Source organism: Lutispora thermophila DSM 19022 (genome assembly GCF_900142105.1).
In the GTDB taxonomy this organism is placed as follows: domain Bacteria; phylum Bacillota; class Clostridia; order Lutisporales; family Lutisporaceae; genus Lutispora; species Lutispora thermophila.
Genome location: NZ_FQZS01000003.1, coordinates 341,464 through 363,139, shown reverse-complemented (window position 1 = coordinate 363,139; position 21,676 = coordinate 341,464). Strand labels below are relative to the sequence as shown.

Below are 21,676 nucleotides of genomic sequence, written 5' to 3'. Positions count from 1 at the left end.
GAGTATAATAAAACCCGGGCAAGCAAATCGTACCCGGGTATATTACAATATATATAAAATGATGATTCACTTGCTCAGTTAACATAATATGCAATTTACGACAGACTACCCCCTTGGATGCTATTATTTGCTGTAATTGAAGAAACAACATGAGCAAGTCTATCCAAAATTGTGTTAACCGAGATTATAATGTTCATCATTTCACCTCCTGATTGCTATTTCATAGTTTAGCAGAAACAAAAAGAATTTACAATGATATTTATATATAAAAAACCAGTTTTTTTTCTAATTAAATTGTTTTTCCCTATACTAGGTTGTTTCTGGCCAAATAAGAACAATTGCCATCAAAATCCTTCCAAATAAATTCACCATTCTCCAGCACTATATAACCGTTGTTGCTTCCACCTTTGGGTATAGATACAGAGCCCGGATTGATGTAATAATAATTCTCATGCTTAGTAAATTTAGGGATATGGGTGTGTCCATTTAGTAAAATATCTCCCTTTTTCAATGATGGTGGATTTTCTTCATTGTACTTATGCCCATGAGTGGCAAACACCATGCGATTATGAAGGTATAATATGCAGTACTCAGCCATTATAGGGAATTTCAGAACCATCTGGTCCACTTCTGCTTCACAATTGCCTCTCACACACAATATTTCATCAGCTATATCATTCAACATGTTTATTACCTTCTTTGGATCATAATCCTTAGGCAAATCGTTTCTGGGGCCATGATACAAAAGATCCCCAAGCAGCAATAACTTATCTGCTTTTTCTTCTTTATATGCATTTATCATCTTACCACAGTAATAAGCTGAACCATGAATGTCAGATGCTATCATTAATTTCATACCATTTCCTCCTCAAAGCTATAGATTAAGATTATGTTATCACATAAATTTTATTCTTTCTACATTTCTCACCTTTACCTGTTCATCATATGCTTTGTGCAAAGTACCCCAATCTTTTATTTAGATGAGATTTGTCAAGGGAATTTTATCCTAAAAGAATACCAAGTGAAAGAAGCAAGGCTTTCGTTCCTTATATCAACAGATACTCCTAAAAAGGTATTTTTCCATTAAGACAGTTGACCTACCCTTATATGGATAGGTCAATCGTTCTTGTCGCGATTCTCTCAGCCAGATGTTTATTATGTGTCACGGCAATGATTCCCATGTTTCTTTTTCCAGCCTCTTTTAAAACAACATTCCAAATCTGAGCCTGCGTAATCACATCCATCATGGTGCTGATTTCATCACAGATAATATATTCTGCACCGCTCATGAGTGCCCTTGCCACACAAAATCTTTGCAACTCTCCGCCTGAAAGTTCCCGTGGAAAACGATCAAGCCATGCTCGTTCAATACCAAAAGCGTCCAATACATCTTCTCTGAGTTGTCCGCTTTCTTCAAGAACTCGTTTCAATCTCCAACGTGGATTAATCGCCTTTTCCGGATGCTGATAGATTAGCTGCACCGGACATATTCCTCTCTTGGGCAACGGTTTCTCATCCAGCAGTATCTGTCCTTTCGCTGGTTCCAAATATCCCGCCAACAGCATGGCAAGTGTGGTTTTACCATAGCCACTTGGGGCGAAGATTGCCAAACGTTCACCTTTTTCAACTCTCACGCTGCAATCTTCCAGTATCCATGGCTGTTTACGATCATAGCGAAAATAAATGTTTTTTGCTTCAAGCGCCATGATAACACCTCACTTCTCCACCTCTGATCTCACGCACTGGTGGTACCTGTTTCTCACATTGTTCCGTTTTATATGGACAACGGGGCGCAAACAAGCATCCTTTCGGCAGACTTCCTGCATAGGGCTGAAAACCGGGAATCGGCTCAAAACCGTTTTGTGGCAGGGCTTTCCACAAAGCCTTGGAATAGGGATGGCGTAAAGCTTCGGGACCTGTTTTGAAATCGGAAGCCAGTGCTGTTTCAACAGTCGTGCCTGCATAAAAAACAGCAACACGGTCTGCAAACTCAAACGCCAAGTCCATATCGTGAGTAATAAGAATGACAGCCTTACCTTCATCCGCCATCTCTCGGAACATTCGCAAAGCTTCCAGTGCCTGTTCAAGACTCATACCTGGTGTCGGTTCATCCGCGATTATCAGTTCTGCATCTGTTATCAAGGCAGTTGATACCAGCACACGCCTTGCCATGCCCCCCGATAGCTGAAACGGATAGAGTTTTTCTGTATGTTCGGGTAGTTGAAAACGCTCAAACAGTTTTCTTCTCTTCTCAGTCGGCTTCGGTTTATAGTGTCCGTCTGCCTGTGGACCTATTTTCATCAGGGGATCAAGATATGCCACAGACTGAGGTACCAGAGCAATCTTGGTCCCTCGCAACTGTTTTTGACGTTCCCGAGTAAGTTCCTGTCCTTTATAGTGCATATGTCCCTGCACAGTTGCATTATCCGGAAGAATGTCCAGAATAGCAGATGCCAACAGACTTTTGCCTGAACCGGAAGAACCGGCAATCGCAACGATCTCTCCGGAGTGCACTGTCAGATGCAAATCAGAAATGGCTTTCAAATCCTTCTGCTCCAGTCCGTGATCATACATACGAAAGGAAACGGATAAATCATGTATTTCAAGTAGAGTTTCTTTCTTTTGTTCCATTTTGCTCTCCTTATTCCTGCGCACTGTATGGATCAAGTATCATACGCAGGTGATCTCCAAACTTGTCTATAAGCAATACGATCAACACAAGTGTCAGACCGGGCAACACCGCAATCCACCACATGCCTGTTGATAAATAACGCATGCTTTCCGATAAAATGATACCGATCGCTGGCTGTTCCGGCGGCAATCCAAAACCCAGAAAGGAAATGGATGCTTCATGCAAAATCGCATGGGGAAACATGAGAATCAATCCAACAAAGAACTGGGGAACCAAATGGGGCAGCAAGTGATTTGTCAGAATCCATCCGCTGGACTTTCCAAGCTTGCGTGATACGGCAACATATTGTTGTGAGCGAAGCTGCAAGACTTCTCCTCGGATCAGTCGGGCAAGACTGCACCAGTGCGTTGCTGCGATACCCATAAGCAAACCTTTCAAACCACGTCCAAGGGCAAAAGATATCAAAATAATCAAAATCGTATGGGGTACGCTCATCACGAGGTCAATGATCCAGTTGATCAGGGCATCGACCCATTTGGAACCGTTTGCTGCTGCAATCCCAACTAATACTGCAATCACAGCGCTTATGAGGGATGCAACCAATCCGACAGTGATGCTTACAGACAATCCTTTTAATGTGCGCAAAAACAGGTCTCGTCCCAGCGCATCAGTTCCAAAGGGATGTTCCAAACACGGAGGACGTTTCGCATTTAAGAAACTGCCTGTTACAGCTTCTTCCGAAATAAGTATACCGCAAGCGTAAACAGCGACTAATAATACAAACATGACAGCGGTCAGAATAACTACTTTTGTTCTGTGATTCAAACTCTTCATTCTCCCACCTCCCGAATCTGAGGATCAACCACACCATAGAGCAGATTGGCGATCATATTACCTACGCAGACAAACATAGCGGAGAATAAAGTCACACCAAGAAGCAATGGCACATCTCCCTGTAATCCGGCTGCAGAAACAGCACTACCAAGTCCAGGATAACTGAATACATTCTCAGCCATTACTGAACCACCGAACAATTCTGCGAAGGATGCAAACTGCAAAGTCAATGCAGGAAGCAGAATGTTTCGCAGGCCATGACGGCGCAATATAGTCCATTGTCCTTCCCCTCTGGCTTTGGCGAATAAGACATATTCGCTGTTCATGACATCCACCAGTTTCTGACGGGTATGCAGCGCAATATTAGCAAAAGACATCAGACTTAATGTAAATGCTGGCAGAATCAGATGATGAATTTTCTGCCATAATGTCACATTCTCACTAAGTACACCTACTGGGGAGGAAAAGCCAATGGGGAACCATCTGAGCCATACGGCAAAGATTAAAAGGAACAACAGTCCCAGCCAGAACATCGGCACGGAGCTGAGGATATAGCACACTTTTTTCAGTATCTTGTCCGGCAATTTGCCCCGGTACATGCCCATGATACAGCCGAGTGCAAAACCAATCACACCGGAAAACAGCCAAGCACAAAACATCAAAGCAAATGAATTGACAAAACGTTCTCCGATAATATCTGCAACAGGTCTACGGTAAATCGCAGATTCACCTAGATTTCCCCGCAAAAGCTCGGTAAGCCATGTAAAATACCGCTCCACAGGAGGTTCGTTGACGCCCCAATAATCCTCGATTTGGGCACGTTTTTCTGGCGATATTGCTGTCCCGAGTCCTAATATATACTGCTGCACAGGATCAATAGGAGACACAGTGACAAGCACAAATGATATAATACTCACAGCAAACAGCAATGATATGATTTTTATGCTACAAGTCACAAAGATACGGACAATCCGTCCCAATGTCCCTTTCATCACCACACCTCATTTCTATCAGCTTTTATAAACAAACGGCAAAATGTTCTCTTATAAAAACCGACAGAGCTTTTTTAAGAACAGCCTGCCGCACCAATATGATGCAGTAGGCTGATTCTTCATTAATAATTATTCAGTCCAAGCCCATTCGTTCAGGTTCTGAATCAGCGGCAGGCCGTGACCATGACCATGAATCGGCTGTTCACCTATGGAAAGACCATCTCGAACATAGGTTACATGATCCAGATTGACGATCCAGACCCAAGGACACTCGCCCTTCATAGCGGTACCGGTAATGCCATCCCACTGAACTTTCTGCCAGTTCTCATTGGCTTCATCTACTGTCAGTGCAGCCATTGCAGCATTAAGGTAACCATCAGTCACATCGTTCATGTAACCTTCCGGATTATAGAAGTCATCCAGCAAAGCGCCTTCAGAGCGGTACAGGTAGTAAGTTTCGTTCGGACTCGCAGAACCCCAACCCATCAAAACCGCTTCGGAGAACATAACCTTCATGATGTCATCCCAGCTCATGCCTTCAACATTTACTTTGATTCCGATAGCCTGCAGCTGTTCTGCAGCAGCCATGCCAATTGCCTGGCGCACGGAGTCGCCAGAAGGATAAACGCATTTGAATTCAGCCTTCAGACCATCTTTCTCAACAATGCCGTCACCATCGGTATCAGACCAACCAGCATCTGCGAGAAGCTTCTTGGCATATTCAACATCTGTTTCGATTTTGACATCAGGATTGTTCCAAGGCATACCGTCGTTTTCAGAATAGGCAGGTCTGCCGAAGCCGTTCAGAACCACATCAGCAATCTGCTTACGGTCGATAGCATGGGCGATTGCCTGACGGATTTCCAGATTGCAGGTAATATTATTACCGATCGGTACACCGCTTTCAGTAGTTTTTCCTTCGTTGGGAAGAACAGGCAGGGTGAAACCACGGTTATCAACAGAAGTGATCGCCTCTACATGGTAGCCCTTAACTTCAGTAGTGCCGAGAGTTGCGGTGGAGTAGGCAACATCAACTTCACCAGCCTGAACGGCAGCAAGGGCAGCATCCTCAGACATAAATACAACAGTTACATTTTTAATGGCAGGAACATCGCCGTAGTAATTCTCGTTTGCTGTAAAGATGATCTGTTCCTGTGGTTTCCATTCTACAAACTTATAGGGACCGGAACCGATGGGATTAGTGCCGTAATCCTCACCATATGCATGTTCCGGTACGATACCAATGGATGCAAGGGTATTGAGGAAAATAGAAGTCGGTTTTGAAAGAGTGATGACAACAGTGGTATCATCCTGTGCAACAGCACTTTCCATATAGGTAAGGTCAACAGAACCCTGTGCAGTTTTTGCAGTTTCAAGAGTAAAGGCAACGTCAGCTGCGGTTACCTTTTCACCATCAGTAAAATAAGCATCGTCACGAATGGTGAAAGTCCATATCAGACCATCCGGAGACAATTCATAACCCGTAGCCAGATCGTTCTCAAAAGTCAGATCCGCTGTGTATTTCACCAACGTGCTCTGGACGATAGGAGAATTACCATGTCCCCAACCCTGAGTCGGGTCAAGGGTTTCCGGTTCGGATCCGATCGCTATAACCACGCTGTCTTTTTTGCCATTATTGCTTGTTTCACTTCCGCAAGCAGTCATGCTTATAATCATGAACACAGCAAGAAAAATAGCAAAAAATCTTTTCATTCTCATATATAATTTCTTCCTTTCATGTTGAACTTGAACCAGAATCTTTCAGTAGAGGCACCATCTTACAGCCAATTCTCTGATTAGATTTATTTACTCACACCGACTTCATGCACAATGAAAACAAATCAGGATAGATAAGACCTCTCAAATAGTTCTTGATGATTTTTTCAAGGTTCAGCTCGCTCCACAAACCTCCCCTGAAGTTGATATTATCTACTTTTTCTCAATTTTTAACAAAACAGCCTCCATTGAAAGGTTATTCTCTTTTGCAATACTTGAAATATCTTCGTACTCATATTTTTTGCGTTCCACTCCGTAACCTGATGAAACCTTGCAGCGAACAGAACCGTAAGCAGTCTCTACTGTCTCCATGTGTCTATCAAGAACATATCTGCGGAGCATATTCTCACGGATACCGATGGTTGTTGTGTGTTTGAAAATGGTCTGAATGATGGTTTTCTTATCATTTTCACGGCACATAACATTAATCAGTATACCGGGACGGGATTTTTTCATTCCGATTGGAATGGTGTAAACGTCCAATGCACCGGCTTCAAACAATCTGTCCATGGCAAATCCAATGGCTTCACCGGTCATGTCATCCACATTGCAGCTCAGTTCACAGATATGATCCCCGGCATAATCAGTTTCGCCAAGCATCGCACGGATACAGTTGGCTGCTTCAAAGTCCTTTTTACCCATACCGTAGCCAATGCTCTGTGTTTTCATCACAGGTATGCTACCGAAACGTGTAGCAAAATGTTTGAGCAGAGCAGCTCCGGTAGGCGTGCAAAGCTCACCACGGATAGCACCACCATAAATCGGGACATCTCTTAGAATGTATGCTGTAGCGGGAGCCGGAACCGGCAGGATTCCATGGGCACATTTGACTTGTCCACTGCCTACATGGACAGGAGATACAATAACTTCATCAACAGCAAGGCGATCCATCAACATACAAACTGCTGTGATATCGGCAATCGCATCCATTGTACCGACCTCATGGAAATGAATTTCCGATACTGGAACTCCATGGACATGGCTTTCGGCTTCCGCAATCAGACCATATACAGCCATAACATCATCCTGGACTTTCCGTGGAAGTGCAAGATGCCCGCGAACGATATGCTCAATGTCATGCAAACCGTTGTGATGATGGTGACTGTGACCATGATTATGGTCGTGGTCATGGTTATGATGTTCATGATGGTGATCGTAGCTTTCTTCCTCTTCACCATTAACCGTTACAATCATATGCGTTCCGGTGATACCGCATTTTACAGACGGCTCATTTTTAAAAACGACACCCGGAATGTCAAGTGCATTCAATTCTTTTATAAATTCTTCAGGATTGGGAAGCAGCTCAAGCAGAGCAGCTGCCAGCATATCGCCTGCTGCCCCCATACTGCAATCAAGATACAATATTCTCATAATTAACTCTCTTTCCTCACATTCATGTGGTTGATCATATTTGCAAGATACCCGGCTCCAAATCCATTATCAATATTGACTACCGACACACCGCTGGCGCAGGAATTAAGCATGGATAAAAGAGCAGAAAGCCCGTTAAAGGACGCTCCATATCCTACACTGGTCGGAACAGCAATAACCGGACAGTCGGCAAGACCTCCGATCACACTGGCAAGTGCGCCTTCCATTCCAGCAATGGCAATGATGACGCTTGCACTCATAATGTCATCAAGATGGGCAAGTATTCGATGCAGACCTGCCACACCGACATCATAAAGACGTACTACCTCATTGCCAAGAACTGCTGCTGTTAAAGCTGCTTCTTCTGCTACAGGAATATCACTGGTACCGCCGGTGGCCACAACAACTTTCCCGCTGCCGTCAGGAACGGGCATTGGGCCAATAATTCCACATCGTGCATCTTTGTAGTAATTCAGAGGATGGTATTTGCCTATTTCAGAAGCTGTTTCTGCTGAAAGACGAGTAATAAGAATGGTGTTCTGTCCATTTTTCAGCATCGTCTCAGCAATTCCGATTATCTGTTCCGGTGTTTTTCCTGCGCCGTAGATCACCTCTGCTGTTCCCTGCCGCAATTTTCTGTGCATATCCACTTTTGCATAGCCAATATCCTCAAAAGGCTTTGTTTTCAGCTTCAAAAGGGCATCATCAATGGATACCGTTCCATCACTGACACCTTCCAGCAGTTTTCGAATATCTGTGTTCATCCTCTCACCTCCAGATCAAGAACCACGGATTTATAATACATCTTCAGTTTGTCCATAATGGCTTTTCTATGTTCCAGAAGCAGCGGCCATTGATCCTCCAGCAATTGGATTTTTGCGTTTCCATCCTGCCAGCGAACGCGGAAATCCGTAAATCCCAGCGAAAACAGAAAATCTTCTGCTGCTTCGGTTGCTTCCAATTTTTCAGAAGTTATTTTCTCGCCGGTTGGAATTCTTGTGGCAAGACAGGCATAGGCAGGCTTGTCCCATGTGAATAATCCTGCTTCTTTAGATAATCTTCTAATTTCTGCTTTCGTCAATCCGCATTCCCGTAAAGGGGAGAAGACGGACAATTCATGCAATGCTTTCATTCCAGGACGATCATCGGCATCATCCGACGCATTTGTTCCATCCAGCAACACCAAGAATCCATCTGACTTTGCAACACGGATGATTTCATTGAAAATTGCTTTTTTGCAATAATAACAACGATCAGTCGGATTATCACTTACACAAGGAGCCTGAAGAACATTAATATTCATTATTTTCAAATCAGCTTTCAGTTCATCTGCCAATCGGACAACATCGTCAAGCTCAAATCGGGGCTGGAATTGGGATTTTACATAGTAAGCACATACCTTCTGCGCATACTGCTTTGCCGCATACAGAAGATATGAAGAATCCACGCCTCCGGAAAATGCAACTGCAACTTTCGGATTTTTCACAAAAAAATCATATAGAGTCAAATAATCACCTCAATTTCAAAAAAATAAAGCACAAACATCCCCTTCAGAGGATATGTGTGCTTCATTAGCATACGATTCACGCAATATTGATTCTTGTTTTGTCTCAAAAACCTAATGCTTCTGCATTAGCAAGGACAGCTTCTTACTGTCCAAATCATTGTAACATATTTCTTCCTTGAAAACAATATCCAACTTCAACGAATAGGCGGTAGTTGCTTACATATTTTCCCTATTTCATAAGTAACATCCTGGATCAGCTTGCCAATATTCAAATCGTTAGCACCCACAGGAATATTATCGCAATTATTGCTCAGAGTCGGAATACGCTTGGCATGGCTCTGAGCAACTGCTTCATTATAGTAGCTTGAACAGCCCTATTGTAACAGAAAGGCGATTTTTGCGTAACTTCTGTCGATCCCCCCATAGCGTGCAGTTTATTGTTTCCCATGGCTTATTTCTCCCTCGAGAAACCCGTTCATGCTCAACAATTTAAAGCCTATAATCGAAAAGACCTGAGAAGCATATGACACTCATATGTTCCCAGATCTTTCTGCAGTTATATCTCAAAATTCTTTATCTGCTTGAGATACATGGTTTTTGCAAAGACATAGTAAAGGGTCTGAAATACTAAATATATGGCCACAACTGTTAGAAAATACAAGGTTATATTGTTTCCAAGGAGATTGCTCAAAGCAATTATGGCAAAGGTTGAATGAGCAAATGCCACCGCAAAGGGTAGAAAGAACACAATAAAAGATTGCCTTGATACAATTTGTTTTATCTCGTCGTAGGCCATTCCTATCTTCTTTAATGATATAAACTCCAATCTGTCATTTCTGATTTCGTTGAACATTTTAAAGTATATGATACTTCCTGTAGCAATGAAAAATAGTATTGATATGAAGGTTCCTATGAATAAGAACAAGGACATACCCTGCATTAGGTCAACGAAGTCTCTGATTCTGTCATTAAATATAATATTTTCATTTTCAGGTACTATTGAAGCAATTTCCTCCACGGCCTTTTTGGATCTTTGCCAATCCTCAATATTATATCCATAATACATTATTTCGTCTTCTTTTTCAGCTTTTGCCCTAAAGCTTTCATAATCCTTATCATTGACTATAGCTACATTGGTCTTATTGTTATCAGCATCAATTACTCCTCCGATGGATTCATCTTTTATTTTAAACTTATAATTCTCTCCCTTTATACCTAATGTAATAAACTCATTGCCTACAAAAACCTTCTCGCTTTTAATCCCTATAATGTTAAACTGGTGGGAGTTTATATAAACCTCTCCTTGGGCTAATGTCACTTTTTGCTTCTTAAATTGTTCTGCCAGTTTATTATAATCTGAATTGGCCATTATATAAAAATCCTCTGTATTTGGCTTCAAATATGGATTTGACACATTTCTACCCTTCTGTAATTTTAGCTCGCCTTGTCTTGTGGCTTTTATTAACAAAACCTGATTTTTATGCTTCAGCAAAAGCCCATGTTCTCTAAATATATCTTCCGTTTTTTCTAATATAGACATATCGTTTAACCCCGCTCCGATTTCCATAAAGCTCACATCATGAGGATTCTTTAGAAATAATTTATATTTAATGCTCTGCTGGATTGAATAAACTGTAGCAGAGGCAGTAAGAGTAACGGCTCCAAGGATGGCTACTATAAACAATACTTTGGCATTGTCTTTAAGCCTGTGTACTATCTGTGATAAAGTGATAATGTTAGTTCCTTTATAGAAGGTTCTTTTGTTATTCTTAATCTTTGTAGTCATAAAAACACTAAATTGGGTAAATAAGAAATAAGTTCCTGTAACAGTAAAAAACAATATAGGAAACATTGTCAATATAATCATATATCCTGATAGTATGGCCATAATATAGCCGACAGCAATAAACACTATAGCCAGAATAGTTTTAGGCATTGAGAATTTGGGTGCTTCCTGGGCGACTCTTGAACCTTTCAATAATTCAGCTATATTATTATTTTTTATTCGCAGTGTAACAAGAACGCTCATTCCCTGAAACAAAGCAACAAAGCTCAATATCGTTGTTCCCACAGCCTTTAAGGATATGCTAAAGGGGATTTCTCCATCAAAAGCCATGATAACTGTTATAGCCATGAAAAACAGCTTAGAAAACAATATTCCCAAAAGAAGTCCGGTAATAACTGATACAAAGGTAACAATAAGATTTTCATATATTACATATTTCCTTATATCTCCTTTAGTAAGCCCAAAGGTTGATAAAAGGCCAAACTCTTTTTCCCTTGACTTCAGAAAGCCGACCATGGAGTAATAGGTAAACAACACAGTAAACACCATTATCAAAACTTCACATAATATCATAGAGTTTGCTACCATAACACCCTTTAGGCCAAGCGTTCCTACTTTGGATACCGTAGGATTGAATATGAAGTTGGCAAATATGAAAAAAACCATGACTACAAGGGTATTGCTGAGATAGTACATCACATATCTGTTAAAATTACCTTTGATGTTTTTATATGCAATATCACGCAATGTCATTATAATTACCTCCCAGCAAAGAAAGAGAATCCAATATTTCTTTAAAAAATGCATGCCTGTTACTGCCTTTTACTATTTCCAAGAAAAACTTGCCGTCCTTTATCATCACAATCCTATGGCAGAAGCTGGCTGCAAATGGATCATGGGTTACCATCATGATTGTAGCTTTTCTCTCTTCATTAAGGCTTTTAAGAGATTCCATGACTTCATTTGAAGCTTTGGAATCCAAATTTCCCGTTGGTTCATCCGCAAGGATTATGGATGGATTGTGTATAAGAGCACGAGCTATGGCTGCCCTTTGCTGCTGACCCCCTGATACTTCATAAGGTTTTTTATTCAAAATATCTTTTATATTTAGAATCTCTGCCATATCATTAACCTTATCTTCTATAATTTTAGGATCTACTTTTTCCAAAGCTAAGGGAAGTATGATATTTTCTTTAAGAGACAATGTATCCAATAAATTGTAGTCCTGAAATATGAATCCTAAGGTCCTTCTCCTGAATAGAGCTGTGTGTTTTTCATCCAACTTCATAGGATTAGTATCATTTATATATAACTCTCCGGAAGAAGGTGTGTCTATTGTGGCCAATATATTCAACAAAGTGGTTTTTCCACTGCCTGAAGGCCCCATTACTCCTACAAACTCCCCACTTTCTATGTTTATGCTAAAATTATCCAGAGCCTTTACCTTCAATGCTCCTTTTTTACCGCCGTATATCTTGGTTATGTTTTCAGCCTTTAATACCGACATGTTCATTACCTCCGATTCATCTCAACATTTATCCCATGGGTTAACTTTCATGTTTATTTTAAAGAAAAAAAGGAAATCTTAGTATCGATTTTCCTTTCATAAATAACTACTTATCTTACAGTTTTGAAATATAAGTACAACTAGGCTTCGGTGTTGAATATGGTTTTGCCTTTATAAAAAATGATAAAGAACTTGGTCCCTTTTCCCTCCTCTGATTCAAAGGTTAAGCCGTGTCCCAGCTCGTTGCATATTCTCTTGGATAAATACATTCCCATTCCTGTGGATTCCGAGGTCTTTCTTCCGTTTTTGCCGGTGAAGAAGGCATTAAACACTCGACTCCTGTCTTCCTTTGGTATGCCAATTCCCTGATCCTCAATGGACAGCACTATCTTATTTCCTTCATCCTTTATTTCAAATGTTATATGTTTTTCTTCCAGATCTACATCCTTTGAATATTTGATGGCATTGACCAATATTTGGTTTATTACAAAAACTATCCATTTGCTATCGGTTTCTACATATACCGGTTCTGAACAAATTATTTTCGGATATATGGAATGTCTTATCAGGGATTTCTTATTGTTGTTTATAACCTGTCTGACAAGGGATAATATATCTACCTTGTCAACCTTAAAATCCAGATTGAACTGAGTTAATCTGGCATTATACAACATCATTTCAAGGCCATGGGTTATTTTTTCATTCTCTTCTGCTATGCTTTCCAAAGTACCATTTATGTTTTCATTTGATTTATCCTGAATTAGAAGATTGATTACGGATACAGGGGTTTTCATCTGATGTACCCACTGGTTTATAAAATATACATATTGTTTTTGATTTTCTTCATATTTCGCAAGCTTATCAGCATAACCTCTATAGGATTCTTCCAATATTTGATTAAAAATTGCCTGTTCTTCCGTTCGGGTTTCAGAAATATTCAATATGCTGTCTAAATCACCTTTTCCATCTAAAGCTCTGTTTAAGTAGCTATAAAAGGGTTTCATCCTTAAGTAGTCATATATCATGAATATTATAAATAGCACCGTTGATATGAGGAATGCGTATAATATGTTTCCTCTTGTAACATGCACATGACTGATAATCAAAGTCAGATTCATAGTTAGTATTATCAATAGGGTGTTTATAAAATAAACTATCAAATAGCCTATTCTATCCTTCATATGCTTAAGAAAGTTCATCAGACACAGCTCCTATCTCATCTTTTGTCCCAGTTGCTTATCATCCTATAACCCTGTCCCCGCTTTGTCTCAATGGCATCTACGATTCCTATGTCTTCAAGCCTTTTTCTCAGCCTGGTCATATTCACTGATAATGTGTTATCGTCTACAAAATCAATATCATTCCATAATATTTCCAGAAGCTGCTCTCTGGAAACTATGTTATTCACATTCTTCAACAGCGAATAAAGAAGCAAAAATTCTTTGCTGCTAAGTTCAACCTTTTTTCCATTGTACTCTACAATATTTTTATTGATGTGCATATAGAGTCCATCTACCTCAAAAATCTCCATGTGGTTGTTTTCTGAATACTCGCCATAAACTCGTCTTATTACTCCCTTTATCTTTACTATGAGCAAATCATAGGAAAAGGGTTTTGTAATATAATCGTCGCCACCGTTTTCTATGGCCATGACTTGATCCATGTCTGAATCCCTGGCAGAGATGAATATTATAGGAACCTTTGAAACGGTTCTTATCTCCCTGCACCAGTAGAATCCATCAAAGTATGGGAGATTGATGTCCATGAGAATCAAATTAGGGTTATTGTTTATAAATTCCTTTTTTATATCTGAAAAGTCTTTAACTGTACATGTTTCATAACCGTATTTTTCCAGATGACTCCTGATAAGCTCCTGAAGCTTTTTATCATCTTCGATTATCATTATCTTATACATAGCAACACCTCATATTGCTTATGATCGTATTACATTTAAACTTTATCATATTTTGGGTTGAATTGGCTAGGGTATTCCTATTCCATTTTGCTAAGGGCTGTAAGCTGGGTGCTACGTGATATTAGTGTAATCCTTTTGGGTATTTTGAAACCTCTAAAAGCACTAAAGAGCACTGTTTTCTCTTATACCATATAGATAATAGAATAAGCATTTGTGCAAATAATAATATATATTGATTTTTCATAAGCTCTTATCAAAATGTTCTTAGAAATATGGTATGGGCAGCACGGATATTATCCTAGCCTTCCAGGACATGGGTATCCATTGAAAGGTGTTAGATTCTTACCAGAATATGATCTTTAGAGTTTACAAAATCAATACCTTTGTGAACTGCACAAATGCTTGTTCTATTTTGCTATAGTATATAATTTGTACACTTCATTGTATTTCGTGACTTCTAATGGTCAATAATAAAATCCGTGTTTCTCAAAATATTTATATGCTGTATTCACATCTTTGTCTCCACGTCCAGATAAATTGATTATTACTATTTCATCCTTATTCATTTTAGGAACTTCCGAAACTGCATAGCCCAATGCATGGGAGCTTTCTATGGCAGGGATTATCCCCTCCGTTTCGCAGAGCATTCTAAATCCTTCCATGGCCTCATCATCAGTCACTGAAACATACTTTACTCTTCCTATATCCTTGAGATACGCATGTTCCGGGCCTATTCCAGGATAATCAAGCCCTGCGGATATCGAGTAGGCAGGCTTAATATTTCCATTATCATCAGCCATTATATAGGTTTTCATTCCATGAAGTATGCCTATCTTTCCTCCCTCAATGGCACAGGCATGCTCTCCTGATTCAATGCCATGGCCTGCCGCTTCAACTCCTATAATTCTTACTTCATCATCCTTGATAAAATCATGAAACAATCCTATGGCATTACTACCGCCCCCAACGCAGGCTATTATATAGTCAGGCAACCTTCCTTCCACTTCAAGTATCTGAGCCTTGGCTTCCTCACCAATAACCTTTTGAAATTCCCTCACCATCAGGGGATAGGGATGAGGACCTACTGCAGAACCAACCACATAAAAAGTATCATCATATCTTTTCATGTACTCTTCAAAAGCTTCATCCACTGCTTCCTTGAGGGTTCCTGTTCCGTATGCGACAGCTTTAACTTCCGCTCCCAGCATCCTCATTCTAAAAACATTTAGCTTCTGCCTTCTCATATCCTCTTCTCCCATATATATGGTACATTCCATGCCAAACAATGCTGCTCCGGTGGCCGTTGCTACGCCATGCTGCCCTGCACCCGTCTCAGCAATTACTCTTTTCTTGCCCATATACTTTGCAAGAAGAATCTGGCCTATAACATTGTTGATTTTATGTGCTCCTGTATGATTTAAGTCTTCCCTCTTCAGATAAATCTTTGCTCCTCCCAGTTTTTTTGTTAACCTATCTGCATAATAGAGAAGTGATGGTCTTCCCACATATTCTTCTAAATATTTTTTATATATATTTTTAAAATCTTCGCTATAACAGTAATTTTCAAATGCTTCCTCCAATTCAGCAAGAGGTTCTACTAAAGCTTTAGGCACATATTGTCCTCCAAATCTTCCAAAATTCTTATCCATACTAAATTTCCTCCCTACAAAAATTATTCTAATTTCTTTTCATTGATTTTCATTTATTGCACCAAAACATGATTTCACCTCCATTTTTACAAATATATAAAGGCCTGTTCTCATCCACATATGGGACGAAAACAGGCCTTTTCCGCGGTACCACCCAAATTAGATTGAAGTAAATAAAAAGCGCTTCGCCCTATCAGGACGAAACGCTACATGTTTCGCTATGCCACCTAATTTACTCCAAATCTCACTTTTATCAGATACGAAGCATATATGCTTGATATCCTACCCCAATAACGCAGGGATGCGGCATCAGATACTCCAATTTTACTTGTTTCACCTTGCATCTCATGAACCCATTCCTTATGGTTGAAATGCTCCGAACCTTGCACCATCCGCCGGCTCGCTGTGCCACCCTTCCATAAGTACTCTTTCAATCATTGATTTTTCATATAGTTTATATTATACTGCTCTATACTCTTTTTGTAAATATGTCATACTTGAATAATATGGTATGACATTATGAATTAGAACTATTTGCCCAACTAATTATCAAAAAACTCCATCTGTGTCTTGTATTCTTCCACTCCTGTTATCTCATACAATCTATTGAGAAACTCTTTTGCTTTATCATTATTTCTCTCACAATGCTTGTAGTACTGAGTCAATACGTAGAGAGAATGACTATCCTTTGGATTTCTATCAAGATAATCTAAAAACCAGTCCCTTGCTTCTTGATATTTTTTTCTTTATCAATTTATCTCCTTCAAGTTCTTGACTAATCAATACAAAATATCTTGGATATTTCTCCGATTTTATAACAGGCATGCTGCTCCCTATGAGGTTGCCATCCTCATCGTAGGCTTCAATACCATATAATACCTTTGCTCCACCATAAAAACCCAACAATGTCTCAGGTGTAGGAGTATCATCATCATAAAAGGATAAAAACCCCATAAAGTGAGGCCCAAGCTGCTCTCTATATATAGTCACTTTGTTGGAATCAGTATCAGCTTTACCATCAATATCTTTCATATAAACAGAGCTTATATATCCATTTTCATTTATTAATCCTATCACAAGACCATAGCTTGCAGCTCCACCAATCTGTCGCCAGCTAATATCCATTCTGTCCTCCACTACTTCTATTTTGTCATCAGGAGATAAAATCTCTATGGCAGTATTGAATTCAAAATTATTTACCAAAACTCCCGCCTGTTTAAGGATACTTAGGTTGTCTTTGCTGCCTAAGTAGGCTTTACCAAATATTCTCTCAGGATTTATGCCTATTCCAATGTCATATTCCCATGGCAATAAATTATCAATTAAATAGTATCCTTCTTTATCAGTTAGTGTAAAGGGAAGGCCAATGCTGCCGCCAATGAACTCTTCCTCATATATGAATTTATCCTTAATATACACCCTTACACCTTCTACGCCTATTCCATCTACTATGACTCTCCCTCTGCATTCACCGGTTATAACTTCTCCCTTTCTCAATTCTTCTGCCTTTGCAATTTTTCTATTGAGTCTTTCCTTTTCTATTGTAGAACATTCTTCTCCTTCATATCTTTTTTCAAAATCTTCAATTCTAGCTAACGCTTTTTTATAAGTTTTTATGGCCTCTTCATACTTTTGAGATTGAATATATAACTGAGCCAGGTTATCATAATAATCAATATCAAAATTGCTATTATTGCTCTGAATCAAATCTTCCAGTAATTCTATCCCCTTGTCATATTTTCCCCATGAATTATACAGATCATAGATGAAATTAGAATCTGCCTTGTCTTTTTCTGACAGCAGATACTTTTCCGCCTCTTCATATTCTCCCATATAAAGATATATTTCCGCCAGCCTTACATAAGCCCGTTTAGCCCAGGGGTCATAACTGTGATTTTCAATAAGATTTCTATAGAGATTTATCGCTGTATTCAAAGCTTCTTCTGTAGGTACCTTGTTGTTTCCTACTCCACCATTTCCATAGGGGAATATTTTGCATAGAGAGTATTCTGTTGCACCAGCGGACAGAATACTTGCGTAATCATAAATATTCTTACCGCTTCTTAAAAATCAGGAGTTAGAAACAATGATTTCTCATAAAATACTGCAGCATGCTCTTCAACATGCTTCTACCTCTATGGAGCTTACTTTTTATAGTACCTGAAGGCTCACCTGTATATGGCTTATTTCTTCAACCTTTAGATCTTGGTAATAATGCAATATCAATACTTCTTTGTACTTACTAGGGAGATTTTTTATCAAGCTGACTATATTGGCTTTTTGAATTCCTTCCAGCAGCTTGTTCTCATCCCAGACATCATCAGGAGTATCTTCGAAATAATCCACATAGAACTCTTTCTCACTCCCTTAGTTTAGACACCAATGCTGCCATTTCAGTTGCATTTTTTGGATAAAATTAAAAAGTTTGCTCCAATAAACTTAAATAGATTAAAATGAAAAAAGACAATATGTTTAACATTGTTGAAACTGAAAAGACATATGTATGTTTAGTTGAATGAATCAACAAGAGTTAAAGAGGAAAATGATCCTCTTATAAAGGGGTTGTAATTGCAAATGAAACACATATATGCATTTGAATCAATGGATGAATATAAAAAACATGAAGATACCATACAGCAGTTATGTAAGAAATTGAATGACTATCGTGAAATACTCGAAAGAGAATATGCTTTGGTAGATTTACCCAAGGGTGTTTTATGGACAACTGAAGAATTAGCAACTACTGTTTTTTCCGAAATACCTATCCCAGCCTACACAAATAAAGACTTAATTTATATGGTACCTGATATAGAAACATGGCGGAAAATTTTTATAAAGCAATTAGACGGGAAAAAACTACCCCATGTGCAAAGATTTTATGAAAACCATACAGAGTCGGAACTGCTTATTATATTAACACACGAGCTTACACAGCACTCTGATCTATTTCTAGATGACTTTGATGACGAAAAAGAAAGCGGTATATGGTTTGAGGAAGGCATGTGCTTTTATCTGCCCAGAAAAATATTGTTAAGTGAAGATGAATTCAATGAGATAACTGATATAGAGAGGGAATTGTTTGAAGCATTTAAAGATGAATATGGGAATCATTCATTGAAGGACTTTGGAAGTTGTTCCTATCAAGGCACCTTATCAAGTACTATGTTTGATTATTGGCGCAGTTATCTTGCAGTTAAATTCTTGGTAGAAGTGCATGCCAACAACGATATAAAGTTAGTTTTTCATGAATATCATAAGTGGTTTAAAGAAGGTAAAAAAGTAACCTTAACAGAGTATTTTGATATAAACTCTTTATTTTAGTATAAAGGCCTTTACTACATTAGATTATTACAAAATCACTCAGAACTTCCAGCTGATTGGAAGTTCTGCCCTTTTTCATTGAAATCAACATTATCCTTTAAATAAATCAACTTATTACAGTGATATTATAAATGCTTATCCCTTCAAATCATAGGAATACACTATATTAAAACCATTTTCATTCACAATGGATAATTCCAATCTGCTGATCTTGCCAGTAGACTGGACAAAAGTCTTGGACATTTCACTGATTATGGCTGCCAATTCATCTTTTTCGCTGCTGTATGATGATATATGGGGCAACCACATTCCTTTGCTGACACTTGTCCATGCATTGCAATAGGAATCGTATTCCTGATGGTATTCTTTATAATATTCATATAGTTCCAATGAAAATGAAGGTATACAAGCAATGCACTTCGTTGTTTATAGTGCTAATGCTGAGCAGTTGATATTAAAGGTTCTTTTATCGGCTGCATATTTTTTGGTATATTGTATTATCTCATCTACATCCACAATAATGAAATATGAAAAAGTAATATGGCCATAAATAGGGTTATATTCAATACCAAATGTATCCAAAATCTTTAAAATATCATTCAATTTTGTATTGGTTATATCATCTAATACCCAGATGGCACATACCTCATTACCCATCTATTTCACTCCTTTATGAGAAGCAAAAATGTTACTCATATATCTTTTCATGTATTTTAACATTTATTGGTTATAATGGCAACTTTATAAGTGCCACATTGCTGCATTAGATAAACATTTTATCTACATAAAAAATTGTTCACAAATAAATAAAAGTTAATTCCACCATATAAGTGGTAACTAACTTTAAAATATAGTAATAATTATCAGAATCACTGTGAAGTTTTAATCCCAATTATCTTCTCTTTCAACTTTTAGTATCCGCCCTGTTATGGCATCAACATGAACTTCATATAAACCTGATTGATTGCGTATATCAACCTCATAAACCAATCTACCATTTTCATAGTCTAATTCAACTTTAACCACTCGGTCGGGAACTCTCTGCAATGCAATTTGAATGGCTGCCTCGCTATTAATACGGTTGACCCTCCAATAATTATCCCAGATACTATAATACATGTTATTGTTGAAGCCATAAAACATCTGATAAATCCCTCCAAAACAAAAATCCTCATTATTATTGTATTCATAAGCTTCTAATGTGTTCCTCAATTAATGTATTTAGCTTTATTCTTAAAAGGATATATCTCCTGTTAAGAAGGATAGTATACTTTACTATGTGATATAAAAAAAGATAGGAGCTTATCCTCCTACCTCTCAGCAATTATTTATCTTTCTATCCGCCTTACCGGTCTTGCTTCAATATATCCTCTATAGCCTTGAGGTTCTAGCTGAAATCTTGGACTGTCTTCATCGGCCCATTCAAATCCATACAGCTTGGGATCATAGCTTTTCATAACTTCCCATATTTCATCTATAGCGTCTTCAAACTTTTCATCATCATAGGGCTGACTCTGGAATACCATCATTTTGCAAGGTTTAAGTTCTATTATTTCAAATCCTTCAGGCACAGGTCCTGCATAATCTGCAGGAACTTCTACCCCTTGTGCATATACTGAGGTTCCCGGTTTTATGAGATTTTCTGGCAGCCACATGCCTATGGGTTCATAGAGTGCTTCTTTTATGCCTGATAATATATCCCAGACATCACACCCCACTTCCTCACAGTACTCAAAGTAATGTGTAGCCTTAATCCCTCTTTTTAGTATTAGTTTTCTTGCAGGTCTGTCAACCACTTGAACAAATACAGTATTCACATTATAATCCTTAGACATTCTATCGTCTCCTTTTTGCTTTTTCAGGTAATAATCACGAATACGCTCAGGCATGAAAAGATTAACAGGTTGCACTACCTTTTTATAACTATGGGGAGATATGCCAAATTGCTTGGAAAAAGCTCTGGTAAAGCCCTCGTGGGAGTCAAATACAAAATCAAAAGCCACATCTATTACCTTAACATTCTTATCTCTTAGCTTTTCTGCTGCCTTTGAAAGCCTTACTAATCTAATATACTCAAAAGGAGTCTTACCTACCAGTTCTTTGAAAATTTTTGAGCTATACCATGGCGAATAACCTGAAGCCTGTGCCAACATCTTAAGAGTAATGTTTTCATTGATATGCTTTTCAATGTAATCCTGCATTCGCTGAACCCCATTAATCTTTTCCCAGCTTTCCATGATTTCACCTCTCCATTAAAATATATCACTTGTAAAGCACCAATTTCTTGACCTGCGTTGTCATGATGTTGCCAAACCAGAACCGCTCCATTTGTCCTACTTTCTGTAGCTCCTCCTATTTTGTTATATCCAAGGTTGTCTGAAAATTA

Annotated in this window: 21 protein-coding genes; 1 reads left to right on the top strand and 20 read right to left on the bottom strand. The window is 38.8% G+C overall.

Annotation, left to right across the window (positions count from 1 at the left end; translation table 11 throughout):
- Positions 1-304: 304 nt before the first annotated feature.
- The 16 genes from yfcE to BUB48_RS01745 form a co-directional block, all read right to left on the bottom strand.
- A complete protein-coding gene (gene yfcE / locus BUB48_RS01820) occupies positions 305-856 on the bottom strand; it encodes a phosphodiesterase (protein WP_073023895.1) in 552 nt (183 codons plus the stop codon).
- A gap of 247 nt (positions 857-1,103) precedes the next feature.
- The gene (locus BUB48_RS01815) at positions 1,104-1,706 is read right to left on the bottom strand and encodes an ABC transporter ATP-binding protein (protein ID WP_073023893.1); all 603 of its coding nucleotides are present in this window, start codon (positions 1,704-1,706) and stop codon (positions 1,104-1,106) included.
- Complete coding sequence (locus tag BUB48_RS01810) at positions 1,696-2,631, bottom strand: ABC transporter ATP-binding protein (protein WP_073023891.1); 936 nt, start codon at positions 2,629-2,631, stop codon at positions 1,696-1,698. The genes BUB48_RS01815 and BUB48_RS01810 overlap by 11 nt, the downstream gene beginning before the upstream one ends.
- Before the next feature lie 10 nt (positions 2,632-2,641).
- Entirely contained in the window at positions 2,642-3,466 is an 825-nt protein-coding gene (locus tag BUB48_RS01805) for an ABC transporter permease (protein ID WP_073023889.1), read from the bottom strand.
- Entirely contained in the window at positions 3,463-4,458 is a 996-nt protein-coding gene (locus BUB48_RS01800) for an ABC transporter permease (protein ID WP_073023887.1), read from the bottom strand. Before BUB48_RS01800 ends, BUB48_RS01805 begins: the two co-directional genes overlap by 4 nt.
- A 129-nt stretch (positions 4,459-4,587) precedes the next feature.
- Positions 4,588-6,177 carry an ABC transporter substrate-binding protein gene (locus tag BUB48_RS01795; protein ID WP_073023885.1) on the bottom strand — a complete coding sequence of 530 codons (1,590 nt, stop codon included), beginning with the start codon at positions 6,175-6,177 and terminating at the stop codon, positions 4,588-4,590.
- A gap of 210 nt (positions 6,178-6,387) precedes the next feature.
- A complete protein-coding gene (larC, locus tag BUB48_RS01790; RefSeq protein ID WP_073023883.1) occupies positions 6,388-7,605 on the bottom strand; it encodes a nickel pincer cofactor biosynthesis protein LarC in 1,218 nt (405 codons plus the stop codon).
- Positions 7,606-7,607: 2 nt separating this feature from the next.
- The gene (gene larB, locus BUB48_RS01785) at positions 7,608-8,369 is read right to left on the bottom strand and encodes a nickel pincer cofactor biosynthesis protein LarB (RefSeq protein ID WP_073023881.1); all 762 of its coding nucleotides are present in this window, start codon (positions 8,367-8,369) and stop codon (positions 7,608-7,610) included.
- Entirely contained in the window at positions 8,366-9,112 is a 747-nt protein-coding gene (gene larE, locus BUB48_RS01780) for an ATP-dependent sacrificial sulfur transferase LarE (protein WP_073023879.1), read from the bottom strand. The genes larB and larE overlap by 4 nt, the downstream gene beginning before the upstream one ends.
- Before the next feature lie 556 nt (positions 9,113-9,668).
- Entirely contained in the window at positions 9,669-11,651 is a 1,983-nt protein-coding gene (locus BUB48_RS01775) for an FtsX-like permease family protein (protein ID WP_073023877.1), read from the bottom strand.
- Positions 11,638-12,405: an ABC transporter ATP-binding protein gene (locus BUB48_RS01770; RefSeq protein WP_073023875.1), complete on the bottom strand. Its 768-nt coding sequence runs from the start codon at positions 12,403-12,405 to the stop codon at positions 11,638-11,640. The genes BUB48_RS01775 and BUB48_RS01770 overlap by 14 nt, the downstream gene beginning before the upstream one ends.
- Before the next feature lie 140 nt (positions 12,406-12,545).
- Positions 12,546-13,604 (bottom strand): sensor histidine kinase, encoded by a 1,059-nt coding sequence (locus tag BUB48_RS01765; RefSeq protein WP_073023873.1) that lies wholly within the window; start codon positions 13,602-13,604, stop codon positions 12,546-12,548.
- 17 nt (positions 13,605-13,621) lie between these two features.
- Positions 13,622-14,320 carry a response regulator transcription factor gene (locus BUB48_RS01760; RefSeq protein WP_073023871.1) on the bottom strand — a complete coding sequence of 233 codons (699 nt, stop codon included), beginning with the start codon at positions 14,318-14,320 and terminating at the stop codon, positions 13,622-13,624.
- A gap of 464 nt (positions 14,321-14,784) precedes the next feature.
- Positions 14,785-15,969 (bottom strand): tryptophan synthase subunit beta, encoded by a 1,185-nt coding sequence (trpB, locus tag BUB48_RS01755; RefSeq protein ID WP_073023869.1) that lies wholly within the window; start codon positions 15,967-15,969, stop codon positions 14,785-14,787.
- Between the two features lie 699 nt (positions 15,970-16,668).
- On the bottom strand, positions 16,669-17,904 hold the full coding sequence (locus BUB48_RS01750) for a tetratricopeptide repeat protein (RefSeq protein WP_073023867.1): 1,236 nt from the start codon (positions 17,902-17,904) through the stop codon (positions 16,669-16,671).
- A 216-nt stretch (positions 17,905-18,120) separates the two neighbouring features.
- Positions 18,121-18,315 (bottom strand): RNA polymerase sigma factor, encoded by a 195-nt coding sequence (locus BUB48_RS01745; RefSeq protein ID WP_073023865.1) that lies wholly within the window; start codon positions 18,313-18,315, stop codon positions 18,121-18,123.
- Between the two features lie 228 nt (positions 18,316-18,543).
- Here BUB48_RS01745 and BUB48_RS01740 point away from each other — a divergent pair, with 228 nt between their 5' ends.
- On the top strand, positions 18,544-19,290 hold the full coding sequence (locus BUB48_RS01740; protein WP_073023863.1) for a hypothetical protein: 747 nt from the start codon (positions 18,544-18,546) through the stop codon (positions 19,288-19,290).
- Between the two features lie 135 nt (positions 19,291-19,425).
- On the opposite strand, the gene BUB48_RS17935 is transcribed toward BUB48_RS01740, so the two are convergent.
- The 4 genes from BUB48_RS17935 to BUB48_RS01720 all read right to left on the bottom strand — a co-directional run bounded on the left by BUB48_RS17935 (position 19,426) and on the right by BUB48_RS01720 (position 21,527).
- Entirely contained in the window at positions 19,426-19,593 is a 168-nt protein-coding gene (locus tag BUB48_RS17935; RefSeq protein ID WP_175548326.1) for a hypothetical protein, read from the bottom strand.
- Positions 19,594-19,716: 123 nt separating this feature from the next.
- Positions 19,717-19,947: a hypothetical protein gene (locus BUB48_RS01730; protein WP_073023859.1), complete on the bottom strand. Its 231-nt coding sequence runs from the start codon at positions 19,945-19,947 to the stop codon at positions 19,717-19,719.
- A 225-nt stretch (positions 19,948-20,172) separates the two neighbouring features.
- On the bottom strand, positions 20,173-20,433 hold the full coding sequence (locus BUB48_RS01725; RefSeq protein WP_073023857.1) for a PepSY domain-containing protein: 261 nt from the start codon (positions 20,431-20,433) through the stop codon (positions 20,173-20,175).
- A gap of 185 nt (positions 20,434-20,618) precedes the next feature.
- Positions 20,619-21,527, bottom strand: a complete 909-nt coding sequence (locus BUB48_RS01720) for a helix-turn-helix transcriptional regulator (protein ID WP_073023855.1) — start codon at positions 21,525-21,527, stop codon at positions 20,619-20,621.
- Positions 21,528-21,676: the final 149 nt, after the last annotated feature.